Below are 24694 nucleotides of genomic sequence, written 5' to 3' on the forward strand. Positions count from 1 at the left end.
AATAGCTACCAAAAACTAACAACTATTTTATTTATATTCTTTTACAGCATCAATAAATGCTTTTGCATTGTCTAAAGGTATATTTGGTAAAATTCCATGACCTAAATTAACAATGTACTTATCTTTTCCAAAGTCGTTAATCATTTTTGTAACCAACTTTTTAATTTCTGCTGGTGGTGATAACAATCTTGATGGATCAAAATTACCCTGTAAGGTTATATTATTTCCTGCAAATTTTCTTGCCATTTGTGGCGTAATTGTCCAATCTACACCCAAAGCAGCAGCATTTGATTTTGCCATATCTTCTAAAGCAAACCAACATCCTTTTCCAAATGCAATTACAGGAGCTTCGTCTCTTAATGCTTCAATAATTTGATTGATATATTTCCAAGAAAATTCTTGATAATCAACTGGAGAAAGCATTCCTCCCCAAGAATCAAAAATTTGAACTGCATTAACACCTGCTTTCACTTTTTCTTTTAAATAAGCGATGGTAGTGTCTGTTATTTTTTGAAGTAATAAATGCGCAGCAACTGGTTGTGTAAAACAAAATTCTTTAGCTAAATCGAAATTTTTTGACCCTTGTCCTTGCACACAATAACATAAAATTGTCCAAGGTGAACCTGCAAAACCAATTAATGGAATGTCATCATTCAACATTTGTTTGGTAATTTTTATGGCATCCATCACGTATTTTAATTCAACTGTTACATCTGGCACAACAACTTCATCTACAGCTTTTGCAGTTCTAATTGGATTTGGTAACCACGGTCCTACTCCATTTTTCATTTCCACCTCAATATTCATTGCTTGAGGAATAACTAAAATATCTGAAAATAAAATAGCAGCATCCATTCCAAATCTTCTAATTGGTTGTACTGTTATTTCTGACGCTAATTCTGGAGTTCTACAACGTGTAAAAAAATCGTAATTATCTCTAATTGCAATAAATTCTGGCAAATAACGCCCCGCCTGACGCATCATCCATACCGGTGGACGCTCTACAGTTTCGCCTTTTAAGGCTCTTAAATATAAATCGTTTTTAATCATATTATTTATTTATTTGAAAATATTAGTGTTTTGTTTTCTTAAACTTAAACACTAATCCTCATCTTCATTTTTTTTATTTGCAACTGCTTTCATTGCAATATTTATAGCTGTTCTTACTTTATAAATATCTCTTTTGCTCATTGCAGTTGCTAAAAACCAAGCTTCAAACTGTGATGGTGGTAAAAACACTCCGTTTTCCATCATTTTCCAAAAGAAGGTTTTGAATTTTTTAGTATCGCTAGTTTGAGCAGTTTTAAAATCAACAACTTTGGTTTTTGTAAAAAATGGATTGATCATTGATCCAAATCTATTTACTTGTAAATCAATTCCATTTTCTTTAGCTGCATCTAACATTGCTCTTTCTAAAAATGCGGCCGTTTTTTCAAAATCTTTATACGGATCTTGTTTTTTCAACTCTTTTAAAGTCGCAATTCCGCAAGCCATAGCTATTGGATTTCCAGATAACGTCCCAGCTTGATACATTGGTCCTAATGGCGCCACTTTTTGCATAATTTCATTTCTTGCACCATATGCTCCCACTGGAAAACCTCCTCCAATAACTTTTCCTAAACATGTAATATCTGCTTGAATACCTAACAACTCTTGAGCACCACCAAATTTTGAACGAAAGCCAGTCATAACCTCATCCATAATTAAAAGAACACCGCTTGCTTTGGTTAAATCTCTTAATTCTTCCATAAATTCTTTAGTTGGAAGAACTACCCCCATATTTCCCGCAATTGGTTCAATAATTACAGCAGCAATATCATTATGTCTTGCCAAATGTCTTTCAACACTATCAATATTATTATATTCTGCAATTAAGGTATTTTTTACTGCATCATCAGGAACACCTGCGCTACCGGGTAAACTTAATGTTGCTAAACCAGAACCCGCAGCCACTAACAACGCATCTGAATGCCCGTGATAACAACCGGCAAATTTTATTATTTTATTTTTACCCGTAAATGCTCGTGCCAAACGAATTGCACTTAAAACAGCTTCTGTTCCAGAATTTACAAAACGAACTTTATCCATTCCTGGAAAAGCATCACAAACCATTTCTGCTAAAATAAGTTCTCCTTTAGTTGACGCCCCAAAAGTGTAGCCTTTTTTAAGGTATTTTTTAATAGTTTTTTCAACAACACTATTTCTATGCCCTAAAATCATTGGACCATAAGAAAGCACCATATCTACATATTCATTATCATCAACATCTACAATCTTGCTTCCTTTAGCGTGGTCAATAAAAATAGGAACTCCACCTACAGATTTAAATGCTCTAACAGGTGAATTTACGGCACCAACTAAGTGTTTTTTTCCCTTAGTATATAATTCTATTGATTTTTCTAATTTCATTTTAATTTATTTTTTCAATAATACTTTAGCTACATCTTTCGCAAAATACGTAATAATAATATCCGCTCCTGCCCTTTTCATAGATAATAAACTTTCCATCATTACACGCTCTTCATCAATCCAACCATTGGCTGCAGCTGCTTTTATCATGGCATATTCTCCACTTACATTATAACAAGCAATTGGTCTGTCAAAATTATTTTTTAAATCTCTAATAATATCTAAATAAGCTAAGGCTGGTTTTACCATTAAAATATCAGCTCCTTCCTGATCATCAAAAGTAGCTTCACGCATTCCTTCATCTCTATTGGCTGGGTCCATTTGGTAGGTTCTTCTATCTCCAAAAGTTGGAGCTGAATCTGCTGCATCTCTAAACGGACCATAAAACGCTGATGAATATTTTACAGCATAAGACATTATTGGTATGTTTGGAAAACCTGTATTATCCAATGCTTGACGAATTGTATCAATCATTCCGTCCATCATTCCTGATGGAGCAACCATATCTACACCTGCTTTTGCATGAGAAATTACTTGCTTTGCAATATTTGGCAACGTTGCATCATTATCTACATCATTATCGTGAATTATTCCACAATGTCCGTGACTTGTATATTCACAAAAACAAACATCTGTTATTACATATAAACTTGGGTAATTTTTTTTGATAAAACGAACTGCCTTTTGCATAATTCCATCATCATTCCAAGTTTCAGAACCAGTTTCATCTTTTTTTGATGGAATTCCAAATAATAAAACAGCAGGAATATCTAACGCAACAACTTCATCTAATTCTTTTGAAATTGTATCTAATGAAAAACGCTTAATTCCTGGCATTGAAACAATTTCAGTTTCAATATTAACTCCTTCTTCAATAAATAAAGGATAAATTAAATCATCAATAGTTAGCTTATTTTCTCTAACTAAACGACGGATATTTTCTGTTTTACGAAGACGTCTTGTTCTGTTTATCATGTTTGTTATTCTTTTACTTTAAAGTATTCATTTGCTGTTTCAATAACACTTTCAATAGTTGAAACTTTTGAAACTTCAACATTTTTAAAATATTTTCTAGCCACAGTTGCAGTGGTTTCTCCAATACAAAATGCGACTATATCTGTTGCTTTATTTTGAGTTAAAAAACTTTCAATTGCTGAAGGACTGAAAAATAATATTCCATTAATTTTTTCATCAATTTTACGCGGAGTTAATGCTGTTTGATAACTTTCAACTTCATTAACAACTATGTTATTCTCATTTAAAATGTTTGAAAGTTCTTCTCTTTTTTTATTTCCACAAAAAAAAGTAACTTCTTTCTCACTTAAATTTTCAACTAAATAATTTGCTAATTTTTCAGCACTATTTTCATCTTGAGAAACTTTACCAATTTTCTTTTCAATTAAACGTTTGGTTCTTTTACCAACGCAATACATATTTTCGAATTGCAGTTCCATTGGACTAAAATTTTCCAATAATGCTTCTACTGCATTTTGACTTGTAAAAATTACGTTTTTAATTGGTTTTTTAACAACCATAGGTTTTAAACGGTTGCTACGTGTTGTTATAAAATCGCTCATTAAAGAGCCAATATGAGAGGAAATACTATTTACCTGATTAAGCGATAAATTTTTAGTTGAATAAATATTGATATCTTTTTCAATAATTATTTCTTCTCTCATTAATTTTTTACCACCTCTATCTAAAATATAGTTGGCAGCATACACACCTAAATCACCTATTTTATCTAATTCAACAGATTTAGAAAACTCAATTTTATTTTTTCCATCAGGACTAAATAAAACGCCTTTAAACATTAATTCTTCTTTAATAATTAATGCTAAAGCTCCAATTGGCGCTGTACAACCACCTTCTAAAACACGTAAAAAATCACGTTCAATTTTTACGCAAGTTGCTGTATCTTCGTGATTTAATTCTGTACAAATAGCTTTTAACTCTTCGTTTTCATCTAAAACAGCTACCATTACCGCTCCTTGTGCTGGAGCAGGAATCATCCAATCTAATTTTATATGTTTTTCCTTTTCAGGTAATAACTTTAATCTTTTAAGTCCGGCTGCTGCAAAAATAGCACCATCCCAATCATTGTCTTCTAATTTTTGCAAACGTGTATTTACATTGCCACGTAAACCTGTAATTGTATGATGCGGGTAACGATATAACCATTGTGCTTTTCGTCTTAAACTTCCTGTTGCAATAATTGCAGTGTCATTTGTAAAGAAGTTTTCATCTTCTTTAAGGACTAAAATATCGTTAAAATCTCCTCTTTTTAAAATTGCACCTTGCACAATTCCATTTGGTAATTTTGTTGGTACATCTTTAAATGAATGTACCGCAATATCAATTTTATCATTTAATAAAGCAATGTCTAAATTTTTAGTAAAAACACCTGTAATACCTAATTCATACAATGGTTTATCTAATACAATATCTCCAATGGAATCTATTTTTACTATTTCACTTTTATAACCTAAGCCATCTAATTGTTTCGCTACGGTATTAGCCTGCCAAAGCGCTAATTCACTTGAGCGAGTTCCAATTCTAATTATTTTATCCATTCTAAATTTCGGTTATTTCAGTGTTAAAAATTTTGCTAATAACACTTATACTTTGATCAACAGAAGTTTCTTGATCTTTTAAATGCTTTACAAATTGTGTGGTAATTTTTTGAATCATTCTATTGGTTACAAACTCTGCATCTTCAACATTAAAATCTTTATTTTTTTTGCTATAAAAATTAATTTCATCTTGCTGAATTGCCATTAAAGATTCTTTTAGAGCATTCACTGCAGGCACATATTTTCTGTGTGAAATCCATTCGTTAAATTCTTCTCTATATTTTTCAATGATTTTTTCTGCTAAAGGAATTTGTGCTTGACGCGTTGCCACTGTTTTATCAGTAATTTTTGAAAGTTCATCAACATTAATTAATGATATGCCTTTCATTTTTTTAACCTCAACATCTACATTTTCAGGCATTGATAAATCAATTATCAATAACTCTTTTCCTTCTTCTAAATTTTCTTTTGTAACAGTATGTGAACTTGAGCCTGTAGAAACAATTAAAATATCTGTATTATGAATTTCTTTTGATAAATCAGAAAAATCCGCAACAGAAACATCATGATGTGTTTGTTCAAAATCAACAGCTTTTTCAAGTGTTCTATTTACTAAAGTTATATTTTTATTAGAAGTATATTCTAATACGTTTTTACAGGTATTTTTTCCAATTTCACCTAAACCGTAAATTAAAATTTTCTTATCGTTATAATTTTCAACATTTTCAACAATATATTGAATAGCTGCATACGATACTGAAGTTGTACCTGAACTTAATTTGGTGTTATTTTTCACATCCTTACTAGCTTGCAAAACCAAATTCATTAAACGTTCTAAATAGGCATTGGTAGTTCCTATTTTTTTAGCCATTTTAAAAGACTCTCTTAATTGTCCAACAATTTCATAATCTCCTAAAATTTGACTATCTAAACCTGTTGCTATGTTGAATAAATGACTTATTGCATCGTTATTTTTATAAACATTTGAAACGTTTATAAATTCTTCAACCGTACCTTTTGAATATTTAATCATTAAACTAATTAACTCAAATGGGTGCTTAGCAAAACCGGTTATTTCAGTTCTATTACAAGTTGAAAGTATAAAAATACCTTCAATTCCTTTCGCTTTCGCTTCTTTAAGTAGTAATTTTTGATTTTCTTTAGTTACGCTAAAAGCACCACGCACTTGCACGTCTGCCTTTTTATAACTTAAACCTACATTGTAAAATTTTGTAGGAAGATTTTCTTGATTCATAAAATTAGTATTACCAATAAGTATCGACAAAAGTACAACTAATAAAAAATTCATTATGTCGCCAAAAGTACTTTTATTGTCGACATAAGTTATTGTAATTAATTTAGAATTATTCCAAATAATAACTAAAACGATTTTTTTATGACAAATGTCAGTAAAATTAAGCTCTTAAAAATATGACAAATATCAGTTGTTTCTATTTTGAACAGTTTTTTTATATTAAAAATTATTGTATTTTTGTCGATATTTCACAAAAATATCATAAAAATGCTTTATGAAATCTAACTTTGAAAACTACAAAAACATCGACAAAAGTACTCATCTTCTTTTTAAAGAAGAAAACACTTTTAAAGTATATTATTTCAACAACTTAACTACTTCTACTGAATTATTTAGGCATAATTTAAGTGATAATTACATTCAACTTTATTTTTGCAGCACTAGCGAATGTACAGTTGCTTTTAACATGGAACATTGCGCTATAAATTTAACCGAAGGCAACTCTAGCTTGGTATATTTTAAAGATGAAAAAATGAATATTCTTTTTAATCTTCCACCAAAATCTGAGCTTTTTACCATTTTAATCTCTATTGAATATTTTCATTCCTTATTTTCAATTGATGGAAATTTTTTATTCAATTTTAATAGTTTTAAAATAGGAAAACCTATTATTGAACCAAAAGAGACCGCTACCTCTATAAAAATAATCCTTACACAATTAATAACAAAGCAAACCAATCAAACCCTACGACCAATTTTTATAAAAGGTAAAATTTTTGAATTATTAAGTTATTATTTTAGCACACATACTGATAACGAAACGGAACATTGCCCTTATATTGCTAATGAAGAAACGGTTTCAAAAATAAAGCATGCCAAGCAAATTATTATTGAAGAAATGAACAATCCGCCTTCTCTAAATGAATTAGCAAAAAAAGTTGGTTTAAATATTAAAAAACTAAAAACCGATTTTAAAGAATTTTATGGCGATCCAGTTTTTACATTTTTATTAAATTACAAAATGGAATTAGCCAAAAAATTATTACAAGAACAACAATTAAATGTAAATGAAATTGCAGTTCATTTAGGCTACAGCACATCTAGCCATTTTATTGCCGCATTTAAAAGAAAATATAAAATAACACCAAAACAATTTGCAAAATCATAAATAAATGAAAGGAGCATTAATAGTAAATTTAGGTTCGCCTAATAGCACATCAGTAAAAGATGTAAAAAATTATTTAGATGAATTTTTAATGGACAAACGCGTTATTGATACTCCGTATTTAATAAGAGCCTTTGTTGTTAAAGGAATTATTTTAAATACACGTCCAAAAAAATCTGCCGAAGCTTATAAAAAAATTTGGTGGCCAGAAGGATCTCCATTAATTGTTTTATCAGAAAGATTGCATAAAAAGGTGCAAAAAAATTCAGATATCCCTGTTGAATTGGCTATGCGTTATGGAAATCCATCTATTAAAAGTGGTATTCAAAAATTAGCAGACAAAGGGGTTACCGAAATTTTATTATTACCGTTATATCCGCAATTTGCAATGGCAACCACCGAAACAATTGTTGTGTTAGCAAATAAAATAGTTGAAAAATATTTTCCACATATTAAAATTACTGATGTTCCGGCATTTTATAATAAAACAGATTATGTGGATGTTTTAAGCAATAGCATTCAAAAACATTTAGAGGAAACCAACCCTGATCATTTACTGTTTTCTTATCACGGAGTTCCTGAGCGTCACATAAAAAAATCTGACATCACAAAATCTCATTGTAAAATAGATGGAAGTTGTTGCAATACGCCTTCGCAAGCGCACGAATTTTGCTACAGACATCAATGCTATCAAACAACTAAAAATGTTGCTGAAAAATTAAATTTGAAGGAAGGCAGTTATAGCACTTCATTCCAATCTCGTTTAGGTCGTGATCCTTGGCTACAACCCTACACAGATCAAACTATCGACAATTTTGCACAAAAAGGCATTAAAAATTTAGCAGTTGTAACTCCAGCGTTTGTTTCAGATTGTTTAGAAACTTTGGAAGAAATTGGAATGGAAGCTAAACATTCTTTTGAAGAAAATGGTGGTGAACATTTTTCAACAATTCCTTGTTTAAACGATAATGATGATTGGGCAATTACAGTTTCAAATTGGATTAATACTTGGAATTTAAAAATATAAGTTAGCTTAATTCTCTTTTATAATTTTATCATATGTACTACCTAAAAATATAAAATAAAGAATTACCAAACTAATAGCTATACTTGTTACAAAAAATGTTGTACTTGATCCAAATTTATACCAAATAAATCCGGCAATTGAACTTGCAAGCATTGTAAAAATGCTTTGAAACCCTGAGTAAGTTCCAATTGCCGTTGCAGTATCTTTCTTTAACGTAATATTGCTAATCCACGCTTTTGAAATACCTTCTGTCGCTGATGCATACATTCCATATATAAAAAACATTCCAATTATAACATAAAGATTTGTAGTAAATCCCATACCAAAATATACAATCACAAATAAACTAAGTCCAATTATAAACATCTTTTTTAATCCTATTTTGTCTGCAATAATTCCAGTAGGAAACGCACTTAAAGCATAAATTAAATTATAAAATATATAAACTCCAATAACTTGCATATCATTAAGTCCGGCTTGCTTAGCTTTCAGCAGCAAAAAAACATCCGAACTATTAAATAATGTAAACGCTAAAAGCCCAACAACCACTTTTCTATAAGCTACGGGACTTTCTTTCCAATAGTTTAAAAATGAAAAAACAGCTACTGATTTTTGCTCATTCAGATGTTTTGATTTCTTTTCTTTAAGATAAAAACTAGATATTACTGCTAAAATTCCTGGAATAAATGCAATATAAAATAAAGTGATATAATCTTCAGGATAAAAATACAAATATAGCAACGCCAATAAAGGTCCTAAAACTGCACCAAAAGTATCCATTGACCTATGAAATCCAAACACCTTACCTTTTGTTTCATGCGAGGCTTCATCAGAAAGAATGGCATCTCTTGCTCCAGTTCGTATTCCTTTTCCAAATCTATCAACTGTTCTTGCGAAGAAAATCCATAAAGGATAAACAAAAACTGCCATCATAGGTTTTGAAATTGCACTAAAAGCATATCCAATTTGAACAAAAGGAACGCGTCTTGCAGATTGATCAGACAATTTACCAAAATATCCTTTACTAAGCCCCGCAACTGCTTCAGCAAAACCTTCCAAAATACCAATTAAAACAATAGAAAAACCAATAGATTTTAGATATATTGGCATAATTGGATATAACATTTCACTTGCCGTATCTGTAAACAAACTTATAAGTGATATTACCCAAACAGTTCTTGTTATATATTTCATTTTAATTTATTTATTTTCTAAAAATCAAGTAGTACTCACTTACTTTAAAAGTATATTTTAAATTGTTTTCACTATAATTCAACAAAACTTTTTTTAAAAAAATTAGCCAATTATTTCAATAAAGTTCATTTTTTATAAAATTAAGTAAATATCACTCATTAACATCAATTATTGTATTTTTGATTCCTTAAAAATTTAGCATTTAAACTATGGAATATTTATACATAAAAGCACTTCATATTATTTTTATAACAACATGGTTTGCTGGTTTATTTTACGTTATTCGCTTATTTATATATTATAAAGAAGCCGAAGAAAAGCCAGAAATTGAACAACAAATACTTTTAAAACAATACAAATTAATGATTAAAAGGTTATGGTATATTATTACCTGGCCCTCAGCTGTTTTGGCTACTATTTTTGCCGTTTGTTTATTAGTTTTACAACCAAATTGGCTAGAAATGAGCTGGATGCACATTAAGTTAGGATTTGTAGCCGCACTATTTGCATACCATTGGACTTGTCAAATAATGTACAATCAAATTGAAAAAGGTTATTTAAAATATTCTTCATTTGCCTTACGAATTTGGAATGAAGTAGCTACTATTATTTTATTTGCTTGTGTGTTTTTGGTAGTTCTAAAAAACTCCATTGGTTGGATTTTTGGAACTATTGGAATTATTGGAATATCTGTTTTACTCATGTTAGGCATAAAATTGTATAAAAATATTCGAAAAAAGAAAAATTGGGATCACAATTAAATTACAAATACCATAAATATTATAGAAATTCAGTACAAATAATTTACTAAATATTTAAAATTCACTCTATTTAATTCAAAATTTATTTTGTTTTATTGAATATTTAATATATTGTATATCAATATATTAGATGTTACAATGTGATTTTAATCATCTATTTTACTAAATCGATTTCGTACTTTTATACCGTAAAAAATAAAATTTATGAACTCTAATTCTACAAAAAAACTGTTACTAGGAAATGAAGCTTTAGCACAAGCAGCTATAGATGCAGGAATATCAGGTGTTTACGCATATCCCGGAACTCCTTCAACCGAAATTACAGAATATATACAACGCTCAAAAACCGCAAAAGAACTTAAAATTCACTCGCAATGGTCCGTAAATGAAAAAACCGCCATGGAAGCTGCACTAGGAATGTCTTATGCAGGAAAAAGAGCTTTAACGGTTATGAAACATGTTGGCTTAAATGTAGCTGCTGATGTATTTATGAATATGTCGGTTGCTGGAATTAACGGCGGATTGGTTATAGTTGTTGCCGATGATCCATCCATGCATTCTTCACAAAACGAACAAGATTCTCGTTATTATGGAAAATTTGCAATGATTCCAATTTTAGAACCTTCAAACCAACAAGAATGCTATACCATTACAAAATATGCCTTTGATTTATCTGAAAATTTGGGTTTACCTGTTTTAATTAGAATGGTAACTCGATTATCACATTCAAGAGCTGGAGTAATTACTGGCAACCGTGAACCTCAAAATGAAATTCATTTATCTAAAAACCCAAAACAATTTCAATTAATTCCAATGCACGCCAGAGGAAGATACAAACATTTGGTTGATATTCAGACAGATATTCTTGAAATTTCAGAAAATAGCAATTTCAATGAATTTAAAAAAGGACCAAATACTTCCATTGGAATTATTGCTTCAGGAATAGCATATAATTATTTAATGGAAAATTTTGATGGTGAAAAATGTCCATATCCAGTTTTAAAAATTTCTCAATATCCACTTCCAAAAAAACCAATTAAAAAATTATTTGATACATGTAAAAAAGTGTTGGTTTTAGAAGATGGTTATCCATTTATTGAAGAAGCTATTTCCGACTTTTTAGGTGAAAACAGAACGGTAATTGGTAGACTAAGTGGCGATATTCCAAGAGTTGGAGAATTAAATCCAGATAATATTGCAAACGCATTAGGTTTTGATGTTGTAATAAATGATAAACTACCAAAAGTAGTTTCCGGAAGACCACCAGAATTATGTGTTGGTTGTGGTCATAGAGATTTATTTGATGCTATTAATGCTTTAGGAAAAGAAATGTCAAGTCAACAAGTTTTTGGAGATATTGGTTGTTACGCTCTTGGTGTGTTATCTCCGTACGAAAGCATAAATACTTTAATAGATATGGGTGCTTCAATTACAATGGCAAAAGGCGCTGCAGATGCTGGAATTCATCCTTCTTTAGCCATTATTGGAGATTCAACATTTACACATTCAGGAATGACAGGCTTGTTAGATGCAGTGATTGAAAACACCCCAATTACGGTAATAATTTCAGATAACTCAGCTATTGCAATGACCGGCGCACAAGATTCTGCTGCTTCTGGTAGATTAATTAGTATTTGTAAAGGAATTGGAGTTGATGAATCTCATTTAAAAGTTATTACACCACTTCATAAAAATTTACAAGAAAATATAGATTTAATAAGAGATGAAATTAATTACAAAGGTGTTTCTGTAATCATCTCTCAACGCCCTTGCGTACAATTACCTAAAGAGAAAAAAGATAAGTTAAACGAACTTAAAAAAGTTACCTTAAACTAAAAACAATGAAAATAAATATAATTTTAGCAGGTGTTGGCGGACAAGGAATATTAACAATTGCTGCAGTTTTAGATACTGCTGCTTTAGATAATAAACTCAACATAAAACAATCCGAAGTTCACGGAATGAGTCAGCGTGGTGGCGCAGTGCAATCACACGTACGTATTTCTGATAAAGAAATTTTTTCAGATTTAATTCCACAAGGAAAAGCAGATATTATAATCTCGGTTGAGCCCATGGAATTATTGCGGTATTTACCTTTTTTAAAAGAAGATGGATTTTTAGTTACAGACTCAAATCCATTTATAAATATTACAAACTACCCAGAATTAGAAGATTTATACAAAGAAATTAAATCATATAAAAACAGTATTTTAATAGACGCTAAACAACTTGCAAAAGATTTAGGAAACTCTAAAGCAACAAATATGGTGTTGTTAGGAGCCGTTTCTTCACTACTTCCATTAAGCGATGAAAGCTTACAAAAAGCCATAAAAACGTTGTTTGAAAGAAAAGGTGAAAAAATTGTAGCTAAAAATTTAGAAGCTTACGAAAAAGGAAAAGAGGTTGCTGTAGAATTTATTTCATAATTAAAATTAAATGCTAAACGAAAAATTATTAAACCCGAAAAGTATTGTTGTTATTGGCGCTTCAAATAATATTCAAACACCTGGAGGAAGCGTTTTAAAAAATTTACTCAATCATAATTTTAAAGGTGAATTGTTTACCGTAAACCCAAAAGAAACCGAAATACAAGGTTTAAAATGCTATCAACATATTACAGAAATTCCAACTGTGGATGTTGCAATTATAGCAATTGCAGCAAAATTTACATTAGAAACTGTAAAGGTTTTAGCACAACAAAAAAAAACCAAAGGTTTTATTATTTTTTCAGCAGGTTTTAGCGAAAAAGATGAAGAAGGCGCACAATTAGAACAACAAATTGTTGATGAAATAACAGCCGTTGGCGGAACATTATTAGGTCCCAACAATATTGGATTAATCAACCAAAATTACGCAGGTGTTTTTACAACTCCAATACCAAAGTTAGATAAAAATGGTGTTGATTTTATTTCCGGTTCTGGAGCAACAGCTGTTTTTATTATGGAAGCTGCAATGGCAACAGGACTAACTTTTTCTAGTGTTTATTCCGTTGGAAATTCAGCACAAATTGGTGTTGAAGAAGTCTTACAACATTTTGATGAAACATTTAATTTAGAAACAAGTTCAAAAATAAAACTGCTTTATATTGAAAGCATAGAAAATCCACAAAAATTATTAAAACACGCACGTTCACTAATTAAAAAAGGTTGTAAAATAGCCGCTATAAAAGCAGGAAGTTCTTACGCAGGTAGCAGGGCTGCTAGTTCGCATACTGGTGCTTTGGCAAATTCTGATGTTGCTGTTGATGCCTTATTTAAAAAAGCTGGAATTGTGCGTTGCTACGGCAGAAATGAATTAATTACAGTCGCTTCCATTTTTACATTGCCTCAGTTAAAAGGAAAAAATATTGCAATAATTACGCACGCTGGTGGACCAGCAGTGATGCTAACCGATGCTTTATCTAAAAACGGATTATCTGTTCCTGAAATAAAAGGAAAAGAAAGTGAAGAATTACTTTCTAAACTTTATTTAGGTTCTTCCGTTTCAAATCCAATTGATTTTTTAGCAACAGGAACCGCCGAACAACTAGAAACTATTATAGATTATTGCGAAGATAAATTTGATGAAATTGATGCCATGGCAGTTATTTTTGGTAGTCCAGGTTTGTTTGAAGTTTATGATGTTTATGATGTGATTCACAAAAAAATGAAGACTTGTAAAAAACCAATTTTCCCAATTTTACCTTCCGTAATTAATGTGAAAAATGAAATTGATTACTTTATTAGTAAGGGAAATATCAATTTTCCAGATGAAGTTTTATTTGGAAATGCGTTGGCAAAAACAATGTTTATTGAAAAAACAACTTCAAGAGAAAAAATAGTGTTGAAAACTAATAATCAGATAATTAGAAGCATTATAAAAAATTCAACAGATGGGTATTTACAACCTCAACAAGTTAGAGAATTATTAATTGCTGCGAAAGTTCCAATGGTTAATGAAATTGTTTGCAAAACTAAATCCGAATGTATTTCGGCAATTGACATTTTGCAATTTCCAGTTGTAATGAAAGTTGTTGGACCAATTCATAAAAGTGATGTTGGTGGAATTATTTTAAATATTTCATCAAAAGAAGCGTTAGTCATATCTTTTGATACTATTATGAAAATTGAAGGTGCAACATCGGTGTTATTACAACCAATGAAAAAAGGTACCGAATTATTTATTGGCGCTAAAAAAGAAGGAGATTTTGGACATTTAGTTTTATGTGGTTTAGGTGGTATTTATATTGAAGTTTTAAAAGATATTCAAACTGAATTAGCTCCGGTTTCAAAAAATGAAGCTGTAGAAATGATTCAAAATTTAAGATCGTATAAAATAATTCAAGGAATTAGAAATCAGGAAGGTATCAACGAAAATGAATTTGCAGAAATTATTACAAAAGTTTCTAACTTGGTAACTATTGCGCCTGAAATTGTGGAGTTAGATTTAAACCCACTTTTTGGAAATTCAAAAGAAATTTTTGCTGTAGATGCCAGAATTAGGATTGAGAAAAATTAGATTTCATAAATTAATTCTACCTTTCCTCTATGCTCTGAATTATTACTTCCAATTAAAAAATTGGTGGTTCTAGGATGAATTTTAAAAGAAACTTGCTCATTTTTCAACAATTCAAAATGGGCAATAATTTTTTTATTTGACAGTATTGCGTTATCAAAAACAATGGTATCAATCGCGTTGTTTTTAATTATTTCTTTAATTTTATCAAAATCATCAATAAGTATATTATTTATCAGTAAGTATTTTTTATTTAAATGATTGATAATTAACTCATCTTTCCCAAAATACAAAACATTTGATATCTCATTAGTTTTGTCACTTGCTTTTCTAAACTTAAAGTATTTTATAAGGTACCAAAACTCAATCCCCAAACTCATAAAAAAATCATAAACACGATTTAATTTAAAGTGTTTTTTGTAAAAAATTTTCATAGCGTTATGAAAATATTTTAAATAAATAATATCTTTTTTTGTAGATTCTCCTTTGTAGTGAATGATTTGTGTTTCAGCAAAATAGTAATTTTGATACCCTTTATTTAAAACCTTAAAACATAAATCTATGTCCTCGCCATACATAAAATAGTCTTCATCAAAACCTTTCACTTCATTGTAAATAGATTTCTTTAAAAACATAAAAGCTCCAACCAAAACAGCTACTACTCCACTTTCATTTTCCATTAAATGAGTTGCATAATATTTACCAGTTTGCTTGTTTGAAATTCCAAATAATTTATTGAATGAAGCACTGGGTGTTGGAATTCCTCTTTTACTTTCAGGTAAAAAACAACCTGATCCATCAATTAGTTTAGTTCCTAAAATTCCGATATTTTGATTTGTTTTTGCAAAATTAAAAACAGTTTCTAAAGTGTCTTCTGCTACAACTGTATCTGGATTTAAAATTAAAACATATTCACCTTTTGAAATTGCAACTCCTTGATTATTAGCTTTTGAAAACCCAACATTTTCTTTATTAACTATTAAAATTATATTGGGATAATTTTTTTGTAAAAAAGAAACACTTTCATCGGTTGAATTATTATCTACCACAATAACTTCAACAGATAAATTTTTAGTGGCATCAATAATACTGAGAATACACTGCTCTAAAAAATACCGAACATTGTAATTTACAATAACTACTGATATATCCATATTTTAAAAGGACTTATCAAATGGAATTCTGTTTATAATACTTCTTCCCAAAGTAATTTCATCGGCATATTGGAGTTCGTCTCCAACTGCAATTCCTCTGGCAATGGTAGATGTTTTTATTGCTAGTTTTTCTAACTGCTTAAAAATATAGAAATTTGTTGTATCACCTTCAATTGTTGAACTTAAAGCGAAAATCACTTCTTTTACAGTTCCTAACTTAACTTTTTCAATGAGGCTTTCAATAGTTAAATTTTGTGGGCCAACACCTTCAATGGGTGAAATTTTACCACCCAATACATGATACAAACCTTTATATTGCGAAGTGTTTTCAATTGCCATAACATCACGAACATCTTCAACAACACAAATTATTTCTCCGTTTCTAGAAGGGTTAGCACAAATTTCACAAATGTCAATATCAGAAATATTATGACATTTTTTACAAAATTTAATGTTATCAACTAAATTATTTAATGAACTCGCTAAATTATGTGTTTGTGATTTTGGCTGCTTTAATAAATGCAAAACCAAACGAAGTGCTGTTCTTTTTCCAATTCCTGGCAATTGAGCAACTTCATTTACAGCATTTTCTAAAAGTTTCGATGAAAAATTCATTTCGCAAATGTACAATTAGCAAACGATATTCTCAATAATTTTAGTTTCTTTGTTATTCCTAAATTTTAAATCTATTTAATGCAACCAATATATTTACTTTCGCTAATTGCAGTATATTTTTGTGTACTGCTTTTAATTGCCTATTTCACCGGTAAAAACGACACCAACGATACTTTTTTTAGCGCCAACAAAAAATCACCTTGGTATATTGTTGCTTTTGGTATGATAGGAGCATCGCTCTCTGGTGTTACTTTTATTTCAGTGCCTGGTTGGGTGCAAGCTTCGCAGTTTAGTTATATGCAAGTTGTGCTTGGTTATATGGTTGGTTACCTAGTAATTGCTTATGTTTTAATTCCTATTTATTACAATTTACAGGTTACTTCAATTTATGAATTTTTAAAACACCGTTTTGGACCAACATCACACAAAACCGGATTTGTTTTCTTCTTTATTTCCAGAGTTTTAGGCTCGGCATTTCGATTGTTTTTAGTAGCATCTGTAATGCAATATTTTATTTTTGATGCTTGGAATGTTCCTTTTGAAATTACAGTTATTTTTTCAATTTTATTAATTTGGATTTATACTTTTAAAGGTGGAATTAAAACCATTGTTTGGACAGATACTTTACAAACTGTATTCTTGCTTTCTGCCGTTTTTGCAACTATTTATATTATTTTAAATAGATTGAATTTAAATGTTACCGATATTTTTACTTCAACTGAATTTGACAAATACAATAAAATATTTTTTACTGATGATTTTAATGGGAAAAAGCATTTTATAAAATCGTTTTTAGGAGGAATGTTTATTGCTATTGCAATGACTGGTTTAGACCAAGATATGATGCAAAAAAACCTGACGTGTAAAAACACCAAAGAAGCACAATGGAATGTGCTTTCGCTAGGTTTTGTGTTAATACTTGTAAATTTTGTTTTTCTAACATTAGGAGCGCTTTTATTTATTTATGCTGAAAAATTTGGAATACAAATACCAATTGTTGAAGGCAATCCAAAAACCGATTTACTTTTTCCCGAAATTGCTTTAAAAGGTGAATTGAGCTTCTCAATTGGCATTATTTTTATTTTAGGATTAATAGCCGCAGCATATTCTAGCGCCGATAGTGCGCTAACATCTTTAACAACATCTTATTGTATCGATTTTTTAGATATTAAAAAAAGAGAAGCTTCAAAACAAAGAGCCATCAGACAACGAACACATATTGGAATTTCAATTTTATTAATTGTTGTGATAATTATTTTTAAATATGTTTTAAAAGAAAATGTTATTAGCAGTTTATTGCAAGTTGCAGCTTATACGTATGGTCCCTTATTAGGACTTTTTGCCTTCGGTATATTCACAAAAATTAATATAAAAGACAAATATGTTTGGCTTATTGCTATTATTTCAGTGGTTTTAAGCTATTTACTAGATACTAATTCTACAGCATTATTAAACGGTTATCAATTTGGTTACGAACTTTTAATTGTGAACGGAATGTTTACCTTTGCAGGGTTATATTTAATAAAAGACAAAACAATCCAAAATTAATTTTTTGATGGAAAAGGATTTAAGCGATTATAGAAGAAATTACGTAAAAAAAGAGCTTTCACTAAAAGAAGTTTTAGAAAACCCTATGGAATTATTTCAAAAATGGTTTTATGAAGTTGAAGAATTTGGAGGTGACGTAGAATCTAATGCTATGACAATTGCAACTATTGGCAAAGATGGTTTTCCAAAAAGTAGAGCTGTTTTATTAAAAAAATATACTTGGGAAGGCTTTATTTTTTACACAAATTACAATAGTGAAAAAGGAAAAGCTATTGAAGAAAACCCAAATGTTTGCTTATCTTTCTTATGGCATAATATTGAACGTCAAGTCATTATTAAAGGAGTTGCTGAAAAAATTTCAGAAAACTTATCCGATGGTTATTTTGAATCTAGACCTGACGGAAGTAAATTAGGAGCTTGGGCATCTGACCAAAGCGAGGTTGTACCTTCTAGAAAATATTTAGACGAACGCTTAACTACTTTTGAAAAACAATTTGAAAACAAAGAAATAACTCGTCCAGAATATTGGGGCGGATATATTGTAAAACCAATTAGTATTGAATTTTGGCAAGGAAGAGCAAATAGAATGCATGACAGAATTAGATATACTTTACAAGAAAATTTTGATTGGAAAATTGAACGTTTAGCTCCATAATTTTTATATTTGAAAACTAACCAACATTAAATGAAAACACTTTACATTGTTAGGCACGCAAAATCTTCTTGGGAATACGAAGGCATAAAGGATATTGATAGACCTTTAAATAAAAGAGGAATAAACAATGCTTATTTAATTTCCAGCGTATTAAATAAAAAAATTGCGTGTCCAGACGTATTTGTATCAAGTTGTGCAAACAGAGCTTTGCATACAGCTATGATTTTTAGTTACACCTTTAATTATCCGTTAACTAATTTAAAAATCAGTAAATCACTGTACAGTTTTAGCGATGGTTATTTAATAAAAACAGTAAAAGCGTTAGACGATGGTTTTGATTCTGCCATAATTTTTAGCCACGACCATGGAATAAGTGACTTTGTAAACAAATTTGGTAGCGAAGAACTAGATCACGTTCCTACTTGTGGAGTTGTTGGTATAAAATTTAATACAAACCACTGGAAAAATATTAAAGATGGTAATACTTTTATAAAAGAATTTCCAAAACATTATAAATAAAATTTAAGCTCCAAAATTTAAAGAATGAAAATAGAAAAACTTGCAGCTATAGATATTGGTTCTAATGCAATAAGATTACTTGTTGCCAACGTTATAACCGAAAGAGAAGGTAAAGAACCAACTTTTACAAAATCGGCTTTAGTAAGGGTTCCTATTCGGCTAGGAGCAGATACATTTAATTCTAAAAACATTTCCGAAGAAAGTAAAAATAGAATGATAAAAGCTATGGAAGCTTTTAAACTGTTAATGGAAGTTCACGGAGTTCAAAAATATAAAGCTTGTGGAACATCTGCAATGCGAGAAGCTAAAAATGGTATAGCTGTTTCAGAGGAAATTTTTCAAAAAACATCGGTTAAAATAGATCTAATAGATGGAAAAAAAGAAGCTGCCATCATTTTTTCAACCGATTTATCTGCTATAATTAGAAATGACAGATCTTATATTTATGTTGATGTTGGTGGAGGAAGTACTGAAATTACTATTTTTTCAAATGGAAAAATTGTGAACTCAAAATCTTTTAAAATTGGAACGGTTCGTTTATTAAATAAAAATAATTCCTTTAAAGATATTTGGGAAAACATTGAAATTTGGTTAAAAGGAAATACACAATTTCTTAAAAAACCAACACTAATTGGTTCTGGAGGAAATATAAATAAAATTTTTAAACTTTCAGGAAAATTAGAAGGTGAACCACTTTCATTAATATATATGAAAGCACAATATCACTTTTTAAAAGCAATGACTTATGAAGACAGAATCTCAGAATTAGGTTTAAATCCAGATAGAGCAGATGTTATAATACCAGCAACAAAAATTTATTTATCTGCCATGAAATGGAGCGGAGCCAAAAGAATATATGTTCCAAAAATAGGACTCGCAGATGGTATTGTTAAAAGTATGTATTACGGAAAAATATAAATTTACAATCATAAAAAACCCACTAAATAGTGGGTTTTTTATTTAATTTTTTTAATGCAGCATTTAAAAACAAATAATGATATTTTGTATCTCTTGAAGAATTATAACCCTTCATCGTATTTACGAATTTTCCTTTACTATCAAGAATACAAATTGTTGGATATGAGTTTATTCCAAACTTATTTTTTAATTTTAAATTATCCTTAGTTTGCACGGCTGTAACTAAACTTTTATTTCTAGGAAAATCAGCTTTATACAATACAAACTCTTTATTGGCAATATCTTTAAACTTTTCAGATTCAAAAAAATCAGCAACCAACATTTTACAAGGTCCACACCAATCAGAACCCGTAAAAAAAATTAATATTGGCTTATTTTCATTAATTGAAATTAATTTAGCTTCATTATAACTTTCTATCCAATTTAAATTACTTTCAGAAAAATTAGTACTAATCTGTGCTTTCAACAATACATTTGATGCAACTATTAAAAAACAAACCAAAACAATTTTTTTCATTTCAAAAATTTTAAATAAAAGCAACTTAAATTAGTTCTCTATGCTGAAATAATAAATTCGGTTACTAAATTACCTAAATTCTTTTCAGAACCCTTGGCAGCTTTTTGAACTTCTTCGTGAGATACCGCCTCAACAATTCCTTCAACACCCAAGTCTGTAATTACGGAAACTCCAAAACAAGTCATTCCCATATGTTTTGCAACTATAACTTCTGGAACTGTAGACATTCCTACCGCATCCGCGCCTAAAATTTTCACCATCTTATACTCTGCAGGTGTTTCAAAAGTTGGTCCTTGTAAGGCTAAATAAATACCTTTTTGAACTGGAATATTTAATTTTTTAGCTACTCTTTCCATTTTAGCAATCATTTTTTTGCTGTATGGTTCGTGCATATCAACAAAACGAGGACCAAAACGTTCATCATTTTTACCATGTAATGGATGCTTTGGCATTAAGTTAATATGATCTGTTATAATCATAATATCACCAACTTTAAAAGCTGGATTAACCCCTCCTGAAGCGTTGGAAACTATTAAATCATTAACACCTAAAAATTTCATTACTCTTACTGGAAAAATTGTTTCTTCCATTGTCCAACCTTCATAAAAATGAAAACGCCCTTTCATGGCTATCACTTTTTTATTTCCAATTGTTCCAAAAATTAATTCACCAGAATGACCAGCAACTGTTGAAACTGGAAAATTTGGTATTTCGCTATACGATATTTTAATTTCAACGGTAATTTTTTCTACTAAATTTCCTAATCCGGTTCCTAAAATTATTCCGTAATCTGGCTTTGTAATTCCTTTGTTTTGTAAGAATTTAACTGTTTCTTGAACTTTGTTCCACATATTTTTTTATAATATTTTCAAAATCGTTTTTGCGATTTATAAATTTTGTTTCTATTGGTAAATAATACAAATTCTCCAATTTGTCAAAGATACGAACATAATCTTTCTCTGTTGTTAAAAGAACGGCATTATTTGATTGTAATTTCTTTATTTCTACAATATCTTTAATAGTAAACTGATGATGATCTTTAAATTTTAAGTGTTTAAATTTCAAACCATTATCACTTAAATAAGCCGTTAATGGTTTTGGATTTGCAATTCCCGTAATTAAAATAATGTCTTTATTTTTAATTTCATTCAAAGTAATTGAATTGGCACCTTTTAACTCATTATTATAATCAATTGTTGTAAAAAACACTTTTTGATATATTGACGGACGTAACTTTTTAGTTATTTTAACTTGTTCTTTTTCTGAAAGCGAATTTGGACATTTTGTTACAATAATAACTTGGGCTCTTTTTGCTCCTTTTTTACTTTCACGTAAATTACCAGTTGGTAACATTACGTCATTTACATACAAATTATTGTAGGCGGTTAGTAATATATTTAAACCTCCCTTAACTTTTCTATGCTGAAAAGCATCATCTAACAAAACAATTTCTGGCGGATTTTTTATATGTTCTAACTCTTCAATTGCGTTGGTTCTGTCAGCATCAACACAAACAATAATATTATTGAATTTTTTATAATATTGAAAAGGTTCATCTCCAATAGTTTCCGCAGTTGCAGTTTTATCTGCTAATACAAAACCTTCACTTTTTCTTTTATAACCTCTACTTAAAACTGCTACTTTAAAATTATCTTTTAAAAGTCGGATTAAATATTCAATTTGCGGTGTTTTACCAGTTCCTCCAACACTTAAATTACCTACAACAATAGTAGGCGTATCAAACTGGGTAGATTCTATAATAGCATTTTCATACAAATAATTACGCACACTTGTAATTAATCCGTACAACAATGATATTGGATATAATAAATTTCTTAAAAATTTCATCATCGGCGAAATTACAAAACAATTCATAATTTTTACAGTATTTTATTTTGTATAAATTATATTTGTAATCACCTACATATTTCAACTATGAAAATTAAAGATATTACTAATTGTATTGAAGAAATTGCTCCTTTAAATTATGCCGAAGAATTTGATAATGTTGGGTTATTAATTGGCGATTATAACACAAATGTAACTGGTGTTTTAGTCACGTTAGATACTTTAGAAACTATTATTGACGAGGCAATTGAGAAAAATTGTAATTTAATAGTTAGTTTTCATCCCATCATATTTAGTGGTTTAAAAAAATTAAATGGCAAAAATTATGTTGAAAAAGTAGTTTTAAAAGCTATAAAAAATGATATTGCTATTTACGCCATGCATACTGCATTAGACAATTCTATTGTTGGAGTAAATGCCAAGATTTGTGAAGTATTGGGGTTGAAAAACACAAAGATTCTAATTCCTCAAAAAAATACTATAAAAAAATTAACTACCTACGCTCCTATTAATTCTGCCGAAAAAGTTAGAATAGCTTTATTTAATGCTGGTGCTGGTATGATTGGAAATTACGAAAATTGTAGTTTTAACACACAAGGCATTGGAACTTATAAAGGGAACGAAAATTCCAACCCAGTAATTGGGGAAAAAGGCAAACTTCATGCTGAAAATGAAACATTTATTAGTGTAATTTTTGAAAAACATAAAGAAAAAAGCATTTTAAAAGCTTTATTTGAAGCACATATTTACGAAGAAGTTGCTTACGACATCGTTTCCTTAGAAAATATTAATCAAGAAATTGGTTTAGGAATGGTAGGTGAATTAGAAAGCGAAATGAATGAAATTGCTTTTTTAAAACTTGTTCAAAAAACAATGAATTCAAAAGGAATTCGTCATTCAAAATTACTAGATAAACCAATTAAAAAAGTAGCAGTATTAGGAGGTTCAGGAAGTTTTGCTATTGAAAACGCCAAGAATTCTGGCGCCGATATCTACATCACTTCCGACATAAAATACCATGAATTTTATAAAGCGGAAGGTAAACTTATAATTGCCGATATTGGGCATTATGAAAGTGAACAATTCACAAAAAATCTTTTAGTTGATATACTTACGAAAAAATTTCCTAATTTTGCAATCATTTTATCGGAAAAAAACACAAATCCAATTTATTACTTATAAATATGTCTAAAAAAGAAGTTACAGTTGAAGAAAAATTAAGAGCACTTTACGATTTACAATTAATTGATTCTAGAATTGATGAAATTAAAAGTGTACGAGGGGAACTACCTTTAGAAATTGAAGATTTAGAAGATGAAATTGTTGGTTTAAATAAAAGACTTTCAAATTTTGATGAAGCTGTTGCAAGTTTAAAAAACGATATTGCAGCTAAAAAAGTTGTAATTGAAGATGCCAAAACTTTAGTAAAAAAATATTCTGAGCAACAAAAAAACGTTAGAAACAATAGAGAATTCAATTCTTTAAGTAAAGAAACTGAATATCAAGAACTTGAAATTGAATTAGCTGAAAAGAGAATTAAAGAATTTAAAGTAAAAATTGAGCAAAAAAACGAATTGATTGCTGCTACAAAAGAAAATATTGCAAAACAACAAGATTTATTAAAACATAAATCAGCTGAGTTAAACGATATTATGGGTGATACTGCAAAAGAAGAGACTCTTTTATTAGAAAAATCTAAAGAGTATAGTGAAATGATTGATGAAAACCTGTTTAAAGCTTACAAAAGAATTAGAACTACAGTTAAAAATGGTTTAGCCGTTGTATCTATTGAAAGAGGTGCTTCTGGAGGTTCATTTTTCACCATCCCACCACAAAGACAAGTAGAAATTGCGAGTCGTAAAAAAATTATTACTGATGAGCACAGTGGAAGAATTTTAGTTGATGGAGCTTTAGCTGAAGAAGAAAGAGAAAAAATTGAAAGATTATTACGCTAATCTTTACTACATGAGTCGTCCTAAAATAGGTTGACGATTATTAAAAAAATTAATGAAAACCTGTGAAGATATCTTCACAGGTTTTTT

At 29.6% G+C, this 24694-nt stretch carries 23 protein-coding genes; 12 read left to right on the forward strand and 11 right to left on the reverse strand.

The features are described from left to right. Positions 1-27: 27 nt before the first annotated feature. From hemE to hemA, 5 genes are read right to left on the reverse strand one after another with little or no spacing between them, the layout of a single operon-like run. The gene (hemE, locus tag JEY78_RS10295; RefSeq protein WP_291850567.1) at positions 28-1050 is read right to left on the reverse strand and encodes a uroporphyrinogen decarboxylase; all 1023 of its coding nucleotides are present in this window, start codon (positions 1048-1050) and stop codon (positions 28-30) included. Positions 1051-1101: 51 nt separating this feature from the next. Continuing rightward, positions 1102-2409: a glutamate-1-semialdehyde 2,1-aminomutase gene (hemL, locus tag JEY78_RS10300; RefSeq protein WP_291850570.1), complete on the reverse strand. Its 1308-nt coding sequence runs from the start codon at positions 2407-2409 to the stop codon at positions 1102-1104. Between the two features lie 6 nt (positions 2410-2415). Next, positions 2416-3381, reverse strand: coding sequence for a porphobilinogen synthase (gene hemB, locus JEY78_RS10305; RefSeq protein ID WP_291850628.1), 966 nt, complete (start codon positions 3379-3381; stop codon positions 2416-2418). A gap of 8 nt (positions 3382-3389) precedes the next feature. Further along, positions 3390-4982 (reverse strand): hydroxymethylbilane synthase, encoded by a 1593-nt coding sequence (gene hemC / locus JEY78_RS10310; protein ID WP_291850572.1) that lies wholly within the window; start codon positions 4980-4982, stop codon positions 3390-3392. A 1-nt stretch (position 4983) separates the two neighbouring features. Beyond that, a complete protein-coding gene (gene hemA, locus JEY78_RS10315) occupies positions 4984-6237 on the reverse strand; it encodes a glutamyl-tRNA reductase (protein WP_291850575.1) in 1254 nt (417 codons plus the stop codon). A 274-nt stretch (positions 6238-6511) separates the two neighbouring features. On the opposite strand from hemA, the gene JEY78_RS10320 reads away from it, so the two are divergent. Both JEY78_RS10320 and hemH read left to right on the forward strand, forming a co-directional pair. Further along, positions 6512-7405 carry an AraC family transcriptional regulator gene (locus tag JEY78_RS10320; protein WP_291850578.1) on the forward strand — a complete coding sequence of 298 codons (894 nt, stop codon included), beginning with the start codon at positions 6512-6514 and terminating at the stop codon, positions 7403-7405. A 4-nt stretch (positions 7406-7409) separates the two neighbouring features. Further along, positions 7410-8429: a ferrochelatase gene (gene hemH, locus JEY78_RS10325; RefSeq protein ID WP_291850583.1), complete on the forward strand. Its 1020-nt coding sequence runs from the start codon at positions 7410-7412 to the stop codon at positions 8427-8429. A gap of 6 nt (positions 8430-8435) precedes the next feature. Here hemH and JEY78_RS10330 read toward each other — a convergent pair whose 3' ends face one another. Further along, positions 8436-9623 (reverse strand): MFS transporter, encoded by a 1188-nt coding sequence (locus tag JEY78_RS10330; protein ID WP_291850586.1) that lies wholly within the window; start codon positions 9621-9623, stop codon positions 8436-8438. A gap of 209 nt (positions 9624-9832) precedes the next feature. Between JEY78_RS10330 and JEY78_RS10335 the strand changes: the two genes are divergently transcribed. The 4 genes from JEY78_RS10335 to JEY78_RS10350 all read left to right on the forward strand — a co-directional run bounded on the left by JEY78_RS10335 (position 9833) and on the right by JEY78_RS10350 (position 14881). Then, complete coding sequence (locus JEY78_RS10335; RefSeq protein ID WP_291850589.1) at positions 9833-10384, forward strand: CopD family protein; 552 nt, start codon at positions 9833-9835, stop codon at positions 10382-10384. Between the two features lie 204 nt (positions 10385-10588). Next, entirely contained in the window at positions 10589-12220 is a 1632-nt protein-coding gene (locus JEY78_RS10340; RefSeq protein WP_291850592.1) for a thiamine pyrophosphate-dependent enzyme, read from the forward strand. Positions 12221-12225: 5 nt separating this feature from the next. Further along, positions 12226-12810, forward strand: coding sequence for an indolepyruvate oxidoreductase subunit beta (locus JEY78_RS10345; RefSeq protein ID WP_291850595.1), 585 nt, complete (start codon positions 12226-12228; stop codon positions 12808-12810). A 10-nt stretch (positions 12811-12820) separates the two neighbouring features. Further along, on the forward strand, positions 12821-14881 hold the full coding sequence (locus JEY78_RS10350) for an acetate--CoA ligase family protein (protein ID WP_291850597.1): 2061 nt from the start codon (positions 12821-12823) through the stop codon (positions 14879-14881). Here JEY78_RS10350 and JEY78_RS10355 read toward each other — a convergent pair. Together JEY78_RS10355 and recR are read right to left on the reverse strand one after the other, a co-directional pair. After that, positions 14878-16032 (reverse strand): glycosyltransferase family 2 protein, encoded by a 1155-nt coding sequence (locus tag JEY78_RS10355; RefSeq protein WP_291850600.1) that lies wholly within the window; start codon positions 16030-16032, stop codon positions 14878-14880. The genes JEY78_RS10350 and JEY78_RS10355 overlap by 4 nt on opposite strands. 3 nt (positions 16033-16035) lie before the next feature. Then, the gene (gene recR, locus JEY78_RS10360) at positions 16036-16647 is read right to left on the reverse strand and encodes a recombination mediator RecR (RefSeq protein WP_291850603.1); all 612 of its coding nucleotides are present in this window, start codon (positions 16645-16647) and stop codon (positions 16036-16038) included. Between the two features lie 78 nt (positions 16648-16725). On the opposite strand from recR, the gene JEY78_RS10365 reads away from it, so the two are divergent. The 4 genes from JEY78_RS10365 to JEY78_RS10380 are packed head-to-tail and all read left to right on the forward strand — an operon-like array spanning position 16726 to position 20287. Then, on the forward strand, positions 16726-18195 hold the full coding sequence (locus JEY78_RS10365) for a sodium:solute symporter (RefSeq protein WP_291850606.1): 1470 nt from the start codon (positions 16726-16728) through the stop codon (positions 18193-18195). Positions 18196-18202: 7 nt separating this feature from the next. Continuing rightward, positions 18203-18850, forward strand: coding sequence for a pyridoxamine 5'-phosphate oxidase (pdxH, locus tag JEY78_RS10370; RefSeq protein WP_291850609.1), 648 nt, complete (start codon positions 18203-18205; stop codon positions 18848-18850). A gap of 30 nt (positions 18851-18880) precedes the next feature. Next, positions 18881-19369, forward strand: a complete 489-nt coding sequence (locus tag JEY78_RS10375) for a histidine phosphatase family protein (protein ID WP_291850611.1) — start codon at positions 18881-18883, stop codon at positions 19367-19369. 24 nt (positions 19370-19393) lie between these two features. Further along, a complete protein-coding gene (locus JEY78_RS10380) occupies positions 19394-20287 on the forward strand; it encodes a Ppx/GppA phosphatase family protein (protein ID WP_291850614.1) in 894 nt (297 codons plus the stop codon). Between the two features lie 22 nt (positions 20288-20309). On the opposite strand, the gene JEY78_RS10385 is transcribed toward JEY78_RS10380, so the two are convergent. The 3 genes from JEY78_RS10385 to lpxK are packed head-to-tail and all read right to left on the reverse strand — an operon-like array spanning position 20310 to position 22652. Next, positions 20310-20804 carry a thioredoxin family protein gene (locus JEY78_RS10385; protein WP_291850617.1) on the reverse strand — a complete coding sequence of 165 codons (495 nt, stop codon included), beginning with the start codon at positions 20802-20804 and terminating at the stop codon, positions 20310-20312. A 38-nt stretch (positions 20805-20842) separates the two neighbouring features. After that, complete coding sequence (locus JEY78_RS10390) at positions 20843-21655, reverse strand: purine-nucleoside phosphorylase (RefSeq protein WP_291850620.1); 813 nt, start codon at positions 21653-21655, stop codon at positions 20843-20845. After that, on the reverse strand, positions 21627-22652 hold the full coding sequence (gene lpxK / locus JEY78_RS10395) for a tetraacyldisaccharide 4'-kinase (protein WP_291850631.1): 1026 nt from the start codon (positions 22650-22652) through the stop codon (positions 21627-21629). Before lpxK ends, JEY78_RS10390 begins: the two co-directional genes overlap by 29 nt. A gap of 87 nt (positions 22653-22739) precedes the next feature. Here lpxK and JEY78_RS10400 point away from each other — a divergent pair, with 87 nt between their 5' ends. Together JEY78_RS10400 and JEY78_RS10405 are read left to right on the forward strand one after the other, a co-directional pair. After that, positions 22740-23834, forward strand: a complete 1095-nt coding sequence (locus tag JEY78_RS10400) for a Nif3-like dinuclear metal center hexameric protein (RefSeq protein ID WP_291850623.1) — start codon at positions 22740-22742, stop codon at positions 23832-23834. Between the two features lie 2 nt (positions 23835-23836). Beyond that, positions 23837-24607, forward strand: a complete 771-nt coding sequence (locus tag JEY78_RS10405) for a C4-type zinc ribbon domain-containing protein (protein WP_291850626.1) — start codon at positions 23837-23839, stop codon at positions 24605-24607. The last annotated feature ends 87 nt before the right edge of the window (positions 24608-24694 follow it).

The organism is Lutibacter sp., from assembly GCF_016342705.1.
Classification (GTDB): domain Bacteria; phylum Bacteroidota; class Bacteroidia; order Flavobacteriales; family Flavobacteriaceae; genus Lutibacter.

Bases quoted from the DNA above. Each gene is read 5' to 3' on its own strand.
- hemE (WP_291850567.1), bottom strand. From the start codon at position 1,050: ATGATTAAAAACGATTTATATTTAAGAGCCTTAAAAGGCGAAACTGTA.
- hemL (WP_291850570.1), bottom strand. From the start codon at position 2,409: ATGAAATTAGAAAAATCAATAGAATTATATACTAAGGGAAAAAAACAC.
- hemC (WP_291850572.1), bottom strand. From the start codon at position 4,982: ATGGATAAAATAATTAGAATTGGAACTCGCTCAAGTGAATTAGCGCTT.
- hemA (WP_291850575.1), bottom strand. From the start codon at position 6,237: ATGAATCAAGAAAATCTTCCTACAAAATTTTACAATGTAGGTTTAAGT.
- JEY78_RS10320 (WP_291850578.1), top strand. From the start codon at position 6,512: ATGAAATCTAACTTTGAAAACTACAAAAACATCGACAAAAGTACTCAT.
- hemH (WP_291850583.1), top strand. From the start codon at position 7,410: ATGAAAGGAGCATTAATAGTAAATTTAGGTTCGCCTAATAGCACATCA.
- JEY78_RS10330 (WP_291850586.1), bottom strand. From the start codon at position 9,623: ATGAAATATATAACAAGAACTGTTTGGGTAATATCACTTATAAGTTTG.
- JEY78_RS10335 (WP_291850589.1), top strand. From the start codon at position 9,833: ATGGAATATTTATACATAAAAGCACTTCATATTATTTTTATAACAACA.
- JEY78_RS10340 (WP_291850592.1), top strand. From the start codon at position 10,589: ATGAACTCTAATTCTACAAAAAAACTGTTACTAGGAAATGAAGCTTTA.
- JEY78_RS10345 (WP_291850595.1), top strand. From the start codon at position 12,226: ATGAAAATAAATATAATTTTAGCAGGTGTTGGCGGACAAGGAATATTA.
- JEY78_RS10350 (WP_291850597.1), top strand. From the start codon at position 12,821: ATGCTAAACGAAAAATTATTAAACCCGAAAAGTATTGTTGTTATTGGC.
- JEY78_RS10355 (WP_291850600.1), bottom strand. From the start codon at position 16,032: ATGGATATATCAGTAGTTATTGTAAATTACAATGTTCGGTATTTTTTA.
- recR (WP_291850603.1), bottom strand. From the start codon at position 16,647: ATGAATTTTTCATCGAAACTTTTAGAAAATGCTGTAAATGAAGTTGCT.
- JEY78_RS10365 (WP_291850606.1), top strand. From the start codon at position 16,726: ATGCAACCAATATATTTACTTTCGCTAATTGCAGTATATTTTTGTGTA.
- pdxH (WP_291850609.1), top strand. From the start codon at position 18,203: ATGGAAAAGGATTTAAGCGATTATAGAAGAAATTACGTAAAAAAAGAG.
- JEY78_RS10375 (WP_291850611.1), top strand. From the start codon at position 18,881: ATGAAAACACTTTACATTGTTAGGCACGCAAAATCTTCTTGGGAATAC.
- JEY78_RS10380 (WP_291850614.1), top strand. From the start codon at position 19,394: ATGAAAATAGAAAAACTTGCAGCTATAGATATTGGTTCTAATGCAATA.
- JEY78_RS10385 (WP_291850617.1), bottom strand. From the start codon at position 20,804: ATGAAAAAAATTGTTTTGGTTTGTTTTTTAATAGTTGCATCAAATGTA.
- JEY78_RS10390 (WP_291850620.1), bottom strand. From the start codon at position 21,655: ATGTGGAACAAAGTTCAAGAAACAGTTAAATTCTTACAAAACAAAGGA.
- lpxK (WP_291850631.1), bottom strand. From the start codon at position 22,652: ATGAAATTTTTAAGAAATTTATTATATCCAATATCATTGTTGTACGGA.
- JEY78_RS10400 (WP_291850623.1), top strand. From the start codon at position 22,740: ATGAAAATTAAAGATATTACTAATTGTATTGAAGAAATTGCTCCTTTA.
- JEY78_RS10405 (WP_291850626.1), top strand. From the start codon at position 23,837: ATGTCTAAAAAAGAAGTTACAGTTGAAGAAAAATTAAGAGCACTTTAC.